Origin of the sequence: Streptomyces lusitanus (assembly GCF_042647945.1) — a bacterium.
Taxonomy (GTDB): Bacteria; Actinomycetota; Actinomycetes; order Streptomycetales; family Streptomycetaceae; genus Streptomyces; species Streptomyces pseudogriseolus.
The window spans coordinates 471,402-478,380 of sequence record NZ_JBHRWL010000033.1; the positions used below are offsets into that span (position 1 = coordinate 471,402).

5 protein-coding genes are annotated in these 6,979 nt (G+C 72.0%); 3 read left to right on the forward strand and 2 right to left on the reverse strand.

The features are described 5' to 3' along the window. Positions 1 to 332: 332 nt before the first annotated feature. Positions 333 to 1,067 (reverse strand): TetR/AcrR family transcriptional regulator, encoded by a 735-nt coding sequence (locus tag ACFOSY_RS34075; RefSeq protein ID WP_394314470.1) that lies wholly within the window; start codon positions 1,065 to 1,067, stop codon positions 333 to 335. Between the two features lie 374 nt (positions 1,068 to 1,441). Between ACFOSY_RS34075 and ACFOSY_RS34080 the strand changes: the two genes are divergently transcribed. Together ACFOSY_RS34080 and ACFOSY_RS34085 are read left to right on the forward strand one after the other, a co-directional pair. Beyond that, positions 1,442 to 2,821, forward strand: a complete 1,380-nt coding sequence (locus tag ACFOSY_RS34080; protein ID WP_394314472.1) for an NAD(P)/FAD-dependent oxidoreductase — start codon at positions 1,442 to 1,444, stop codon at positions 2,819 to 2,821. Positions 2,822 to 2,990: 169 nt separating this feature from the next. After that, the gene (locus tag ACFOSY_RS34085; RefSeq protein ID WP_394314474.1) at positions 2,991 to 4,646 is read left to right on the forward strand and encodes an ATP-binding SpoIIE family protein phosphatase; all 1,656 of its coding nucleotides are present in this window, start codon (positions 2,991 to 2,993) and stop codon (positions 4,644 to 4,646) included. A gap of 9 nt (positions 4,647 to 4,655) precedes the next feature. Here the strand turns inward: ACFOSY_RS34085 and ACFOSY_RS34090 are convergent, their stop codons facing one another. After that, on the reverse strand, positions 4,656 to 5,924 hold the full coding sequence (locus ACFOSY_RS34090) for an MFS transporter (RefSeq protein ID WP_394314518.1): 1,269 nt from the start codon (positions 5,922 to 5,924) through the stop codon (positions 4,656 to 4,658). A 122-nt stretch (positions 5,925 to 6,046) separates the two neighbouring features. On the opposite strand from ACFOSY_RS34090, the gene ACFOSY_RS34095 reads away from it, so the two are divergent. Next, positions 6,047 to 6,595 carry a MarR family winged helix-turn-helix transcriptional regulator gene (locus ACFOSY_RS34095; protein WP_394314476.1) on the forward strand — a complete coding sequence of 183 codons (549 nt, stop codon included), beginning with the start codon at positions 6,047 to 6,049 and terminating at the stop codon, positions 6,593 to 6,595. Positions 6,596 to 6,979: the final 384 nt, after the last annotated feature.

The window sequence follows — 6,979 nt, forward strand, 5'->3', positions numbered from 1 at the left end:
CGCGGGCAGTCGTGCCGCTGGGGCGGCACGGGTGGGCGCGGCGGCACCTCGTTGGCGCCGAGTTGCGCCGAGTCCCCCCGCCCAGCACCAACGCCGGTGCCTGCTGTCCCGCCAACCGCGGTCGGTCGTACCGCTGGGGCGATGGGGAGCGCCGACACCCCCGGCCCGCACCGACGCCGGGCGGGTTGCAGGGCACCAGGAGTGCAATTCCCGCGCGGACGCGTACGTGCACCGGGGTGTGCAACACCCGTACCCCCCCCCGCACGGGAAAGACCGGCACCCCCGTGCTGTACGGGGACGCCGGCCTCGCCGGTGGAATATGGGGTGCGGGGTCAGGAGGGCCGGCTGCGGAGGCCCTCCAGGAGGATGTCCAGAAGGCGAGCCGAAGCCGCCGCCTGCTGGGCAGCATCCGGCAGGGAAGGAGCCGCCGTCGCTATGACAAGCAGCACGTCCGACACGGACACATCCGCCCGCAACTCCCCCGCCGCCCGAGCCCGCTCCACCAACTGCCCCACGACATCCAGCAGCTCCGCCGCCCCGCCGTCGTCCTCCACCCGCTCCTCGGACACGAGCCGCAGCTCACCCGCCGGCTGCGTCCGCTGCTGCGGCAGCCGCGCGTGCTCCGGCAGCGCCCGCTCCTCCGCGACGCCCACCCGCAGCACCTGCGGCGGCAGCAGCCGCCCCGCGCCGGAAGCGACCGACGTGCGCAGGAAGCGCGACAGCGCCGACCACGGCTCGTCCTCCTGCCCCAGAGCGGCACGCGCCTGCTCGGTCAGCCGTGACGTCTCCTCCTCGGCGATCCGCCGTACGAGGACGTCCTTGCTCGGGAACCGCCGGTACACCGTGCCGACGCCGACCCGTGCCCGGCGCGCCACGTCCTCCATCGGCGCGCCGTACCCCAGCTCGCCGAAGACCTCACGCGCGGCACGCAGCACGTGCTCCAGGTTGCGCTGGGCGTCGACGCGCAGCGGTGTGGTGCGTGTGCCGTCCGGGCGCCCGCCGGAGGCGGCGCTCATCGTCGCGCCAGAGGCGACAGCGGACGACCATCGAGAGTCCTGAACATGCATGTGTATCCCCCGGTAATGACGTCTCCCCCCGGAGACTCTCCCCGCCATTGACGTCCGGGGCGTGGAAACGGGACCGGCCTGTCGGTCCCGCCCGTCGCGGACCCGATGAGCACATCCCCCTGCACCCCGTCGACACATGAACATAGTTGAGCCCGGGTCAATTCAGAAGGGGCACGTTCCGCACGGAGCGCCCCTCGATCGGACCACGAGTCGTATACGTCCCGAATGTTCCGTTGGATGGGGGGCGATCACGGGGTGTGACCTGGGGCGATCGGGGTTGGGTCGGCAATTCGGCCAACCACGGGCTCCGCCTTCCTACGGTCACACAATTGGTCGGGGCTGTGGACAAACGCAAGCGACGGGTGCGTCATGGGATGGTGAAGGAACGTGCGCGCATTCTCGTTGTCGGCGGCGGCTACGTCGGGATGTACACGGCCCTGCGCCTGCAACGGAGGCTGAAACGGGAGCTCGTACGGGGCGAGGCCGAGATCACGGTCGTCACGCCCGACCCGTACATGACGTACCAGCCGTTCCTGCCCGAAGCGGCCGCCGGCGCCATTTCCCCTCGTCATGTCGTCGTACCGCTGCGTCGTGTCCTCGACCGGTGCCGCGTCGTCATCGGGGAGGCCACCGCCGTCGACCACGCCGCCCGCACGGCCACCGTCCGCACCCCGGCCACCGAGGAGGAGGGGACGGACGGCATTCCGATCGAGTACGACGAGCTGGTCCTCGCCCCCGGGTCCGTCGCCCGCACCCTGCCCATCCCGGGCCTCGCCGACCACGCGATCGGGTTCAAGACCGTGGAGGAGGCCATCGGGCTGCGCAACCACGTGCTGGAGCAGATGGACATCGCCTCCTCCACCCGTGATCCGGCGGTGCGGGACGCCGCCCTGACGTTCGTCTTCGTCGGCGGCGGCTACGCGGGCGTGGAGGCGCTCGGCGAGCTGGAGGACATGGCCCGGTACGCCACGCGGTACTACCACAACGTCCGCCCCGAGGACATGAAGTGGATCCTGGTGGAGGCGTCGGACCGGATCCTGCCCGAGGTCGGCGAGGAGATGGGCCGCTACACGGTCACCGAGCTGCGGCGGCGGAACATCGACGTACGGCTCGAGACGCGGCTGGAGTCCTGCGCCGACCGTGTGGCCGTGTTGAGCGACGGGTCGCGTTTCCCGACGCGGACCGTCGTGTGGACCGCCGGAGTGAAACCGCATCCCGTGCTGGCTGCCACCGACCTTCCCCTGAACGAGCGCGGCCGGCTGCGCTGCACCGCCGAACTGGCCGTCGAGGGCGTCCCGCACGCCTGGGCCGCCGGTGACGCCGCCGCCGTACCCGACGTCACCGCGCGCGAGGAGGGCCGCGAGTGCGCCCCCAACGCGCAGCACGCCCTGCGCCAGGCCCGGGTGCTCGGCGACAACGTCGTCCACTCCCTGCGCGGCGAACCCCTGGAGACGTATGCCCACAAGTACGCCGGTTCCGTGGCCTCCCTGGGGCTGCACAAGGGGGTCGCCCAGATCTACGGGCGCAAGCTGAAGGGCTACCCCGCCTGGTTCATGCACCGGACGTACCACCTCAGCCGGGTGCCGACCTTCAACCGCAAGGCCCGGGTGGCCGCGGAGTGGACGCTCGCGGGACTCTTCAAGCGGGAGATCGTCTCGCTCGGATCACTCGAACATCCTCGGGCGGAGTTCGAACTGGCGGCCGGTGGAAAGCCTTCCCAGGACCCACCGCACAACCCGAAGGGGTCGTCCTGACCGGACCCAGGAACTCCTGGGGCCGGACCGGCGTCTAGCGGATGTCGGCCCGGCCGGACCCTGCCACACTGGTCCACCACCGTGGGCGGGAGGGCCCGCCCCGGTGCGGCCTCCGGGCCCCGGCCGGTTCCGGTGTCCGGCCGCCGACAACGACACGAGGCAAGGATTCGTGAACTTCACGCGCTGGAGCGCCCGGCTCCCCGGAACGCAGCGCCGCGCCGCAGCGCGGACCGAGCAGACGGCATCCCCGGACCGGCGGGGAGAGGGCTCCGTGCCCGCGGCCCGCGTCGAGCGGCCCACCGACGGGGACCGGCCGGTGCCGCCCGTCGACGAGCTCGGGGTGCGCGAGGTCCTGGACCGCGTCCCCTGCCTCGTCGCCCTGGTGCACGGCCCCGACCACCGCATCGCCTACCTCAACGACGCCTACACCGCGGCCTTCGGGCTGCGCCCCGTCGGCGCGCCCGCCCGGGGAGCGCTCCCGGAGCTCGACGAGCTGGGCCTGCTGCCCCTCCTCGACCAGGTCCTGCGCAGCGGCAAGCCCCGTACGGTCAAGTCGCGCAAGGCGCCTGACGGCCGCTGGTACACGTTCACCTGCACGCCCGCTGGGGAGGGCGGCAGCCGCGGGGTGCTGGTCTTCGCCACCGACGTCACCGACCACGCCGAGGCCGCCGAGCGGCTGCGCGCCAGCGAGCGCCGGCAGCGCGAGACCGCCGTCACCCTCCAGCGCTCCCTGCTCCCGCAGGAGCTGGAGGAGCCCGACGACCTGCGCGTCGCCGCCACCTACCACCCCGGCGGCACCGAGGCGGCGGTCGGCGGCGACTGGTACGACGTCATCACCCTCGGCGGCGGACGCACCGCCCTGGTCATCGGCGACGTCATGGGACGAGGGGTGCGCGCGGCGGCGGTCATGGGCCAGCTCCGCACGGCCGTACGCGCGTACGCGCGCCTGGACCTCCCGCCGCACGAGGTGCTCCAGCTGCTCGACGGCCTCGCCATGGAGATCGACGCCAACCAGATCGCCACCTGCGTCTACGCCATCCACGACCCCAACGAGGGCCGCCTGGTGTACGCGTCCGCCGGGCACCTGCCGATCCTGGTGCGCGACGAGAGCGGTACGGTGCGGCGCGCCGACGAGCCGACCGGCCCCCCGCTCGGCACCGGCGGCTGGATGCACGCGTCGGGCCACGTGCCGCTCGGCCCCGGCTCCACCGCCGTCCTCTACACCGACGGCCTGGTCGAGCGCCGCGACGCGGACCTGGACGAGGGCATCGCCGCACTGGAGCGCGCCCTGGCCGGAGCCACCGGCGGCCCCCAGGTCGTCTGCGACCGCCTGGTCCGCTCGGCCGGCGTCACCCCGGATCACGACGACGACGTCGCCGTCCTGGTCCTCCAGCACCCCGCGCGCCCGGGCCCGGAGAGCGAGCTGTTCCGCAACGCCGCGCTGGAGCTGCTCGGCGGGGTCGAGGCGGCGCCACGCGCGCGTGCCTTCGCGTCGGGCGTCCTGACCAGCTGGCGCTTCCCCGCCGAGCTGCACGACCTGGGCGTCCTGGCGACCAGCGAACTGGTCGCCAACTCCCTCCAGCACGGCACGCCCCCCATGCGGCTGCGCCTGCGCCGCACCGACCGCCGTCTGATCATCGAGGTCACCGACGGCGACGACCATCTGCCCAGGCGTCGCCGCGCGGAGCCCGGCGACGAGTCCGGACGGGGCATCGCGATCGTCGCGACGATCGCCTCCTCCTGGGGCAGCAGGCGCACACCGGGCGGCGGCAAGGCCGTCTGGTGCGAGTTCCTGCTGCCGAAGACCGCCGGCGTCGGCGTGTGACGCGCGCGGTCAGGCGCGCGCCGGGGCCTGCTCCGCGCCGCTCTGCGCCACGACCCGGCTGCCCGCGACGGACGGCTGGTCCTGCACGGCGGTGAGCTGCCGCCCGAGCCGCAGGGCCAGCACGGTGATCCCCAGCGAGAACAGCAGGAACACCACGATGTACGGCGCGTGCAGGGACGCCGCCAGCGGCCCGCCCACCGCCGGGCCCACGGCCAGCGCGAGCTGCTTCACCAGGGCGAAGGCCGAGTTGTACTGACCGGCCATCCCGGCCGGCGCGAGGTCCGCGACCAGCGGCGCCAGCGTCGGCGACAGCATCGCCTCCCCCAGCCCGAACAGCGCGTAGGTCGAGACGAACGCGGCCGTCGCCATCTCCTGGCTCGCACCGCCGAGCCCCGCGTACCCGGCCACGGCCCATGCCACGGCCCAGATCAGCCCCACGGACGCGATCACGCGCGACCGCTTGCGCCGCTCCACGAAGCGGAGCACCGCGAACTGCGCGACGACGATCATCAGGGTGTTCGCCGCCAGCGCCGTCCCCAGCGTGGAGGTGGAGATGCCTGCCGCCTCGACGCCGTACGCGCTCAGGCCCGACTCGAACTGGCCGTAGCAGGCGAAGAACAGCACGAAGCCCAGCACGCACAGCTGCACCATGGCGCGGTTGCCCAGCAGCTGCTTCCAGCTGCCCTTGGCCGACTGCCCGGGTGCGCCGTCGATCCGCGGCGAGCGCGGCATCCGCACCGTCGACATCACCACGACCAGCAGCAGGAACATCGCCGCTTCGATGGAGAAGAGGAGGGTGAACGAGCCGGCCTTCGTCGGGTCCACGAGGTGACCGCCGATGAGGCCGCCGACGCCGAGCCCGAGGTTCTGCAGGAAGAACTGCGTGGCGAAGGCCCGCGACCGGGTCTCCGGACCGGAGCAGTCCACGATCATCGTGGCCAGGGCCGGCTGCATGACCGCCTGTCCGGCGCCGAGCGCCGCCGCCGACAGCAGCACGGTCGCCGCGCTCGCCGACAGCCCCAGGCCGAGCGAGCCGACGGCGGCGGTGAGCAGGGCGGCGAGCAGCACCGGAAGGGGGCCGCGCCGGACGATCGCCCGTCCGGCGAGCGGCAGCACGATCAGCGCGGCCACGGCGAAGACGGCGAGGACCATCCCCGCCGTCACTGGCCCCAGCCCGCGCACCTGCGCCACGTAGACGTACAGGTACGGGACCGTGAAGCCCAGCCCGAAAGCGCTGAGTGCGTTGCCCACGTGGATCCGGCGCATCGCTGCGCCCATCGCCCTGGTCACGTTCACCTCTCTCACTAGTTAGGAGTGAAGACTTAGAAGCTAAAGTTCGAAGCTAAAGAGTACACAGCGAAGGACTTCAAGGCAAAGAAGGGGCGTGCCATACTGCGGGCATGGGCGACACCCCCGGCCTGGAAGAGCCGACCCTCGAAGAGCAGATCGCCGCGTACCAGCGCGAGTTCCAGGACCTCGACCCGCAGGTCGAGAAGATCGTCAACGCGCTGTCCCGGCTCAACCGCCGCATGAACGTCGCCTACGGCCGCCAGACCGCCGAGCTCGGCATCACCAACGCCGACTGGGAGGTCCTCAAGGCGCTCGTCCTCTCCGGCGCCCCCTATTGGATGGGCCCCAGCGACCTCGCCAAGCGCCTGGGCCTGACCCCGGCCGCCATGACCCACCGCATCGACCGGATGGTCGCCGAGGGCCTGGTCACCCGGGAGCGGGACGAGAACAACCGGGTCCGCGTCATCGTGGAGCTCACCCCGGCCGGCCGGGAGAAGTGGCAGGAGGCCATGCGGATGGCCACCGTCTTCGAGGCGGACCTCCTCCAGGACCTCAGCGCGGACGAGCGGACCGCCCTCGGTGAGGTCCTCACCCGCCTGCTGCGCCGGGTTGAGGACGCCCAGCCGGACGCCGGCGGACGCCTCACCGACCTGGACTGAAAGATCTTGGCTGCGGCCACTTGACGCGGCCCCGGGCGATCCGTAAGGTTCTTCGGGTTGCCACGGGGCCGTAATGGTTCTCCGGCAGCACTTCCGCCGCGAAAGCGGCAACCAAACCTCAGTACGACCTCCCAGTGGGAACGACTTCGGCATGCCCGCATGCCTGAATTCAATTCCACACTCCCGATTTGGGAAACACGGAGAGAGTCCGCTAAGGTTTGAGACGTCGGAACGGGCCGCAAGGGCCGGAAAGACAAACCCCGCTGACCGGGGGTCAGGTCGAGAAAAAGATCTGATAGAGTCGGAAACGCAAGACCAAAGGGAAGCGCCCGGAGGAAAGCCCGAGAGGGTGAGTACAAAGGAAGCGTCCGTTCCTTGAGAACT

Excerpts from the sequence above, each read along its gene's own strand:
- ACFOSY_RS34080 (WP_394314472.1), top strand. The coding sequence starts at position 1,442 with ATGGTGAAGGAACGTGCGCGCATTCTCGTTGTCGGCGGCGGCTACGTC.
- ACFOSY_RS34095 (WP_394314476.1), top strand. The coding sequence starts at position 6,047 with ATGGGCGACACCCCCGGCCTGGAAGAGCCGACCCTCGAAGAGCAGATC.
- ACFOSY_RS34075 (WP_394314470.1), bottom strand. The coding sequence starts at position 1,067 with ATGCATGTTCAGGACTCTCGATGGTCGTCCGCTGTCGCCTCTGGCGCG.
- ACFOSY_RS34090 (WP_394314518.1), bottom strand. The coding sequence starts at position 5,924 with ATGGGCGCAGCGATGCGCCGGATCCACGTGGGCAACGCACTCAGCGCT.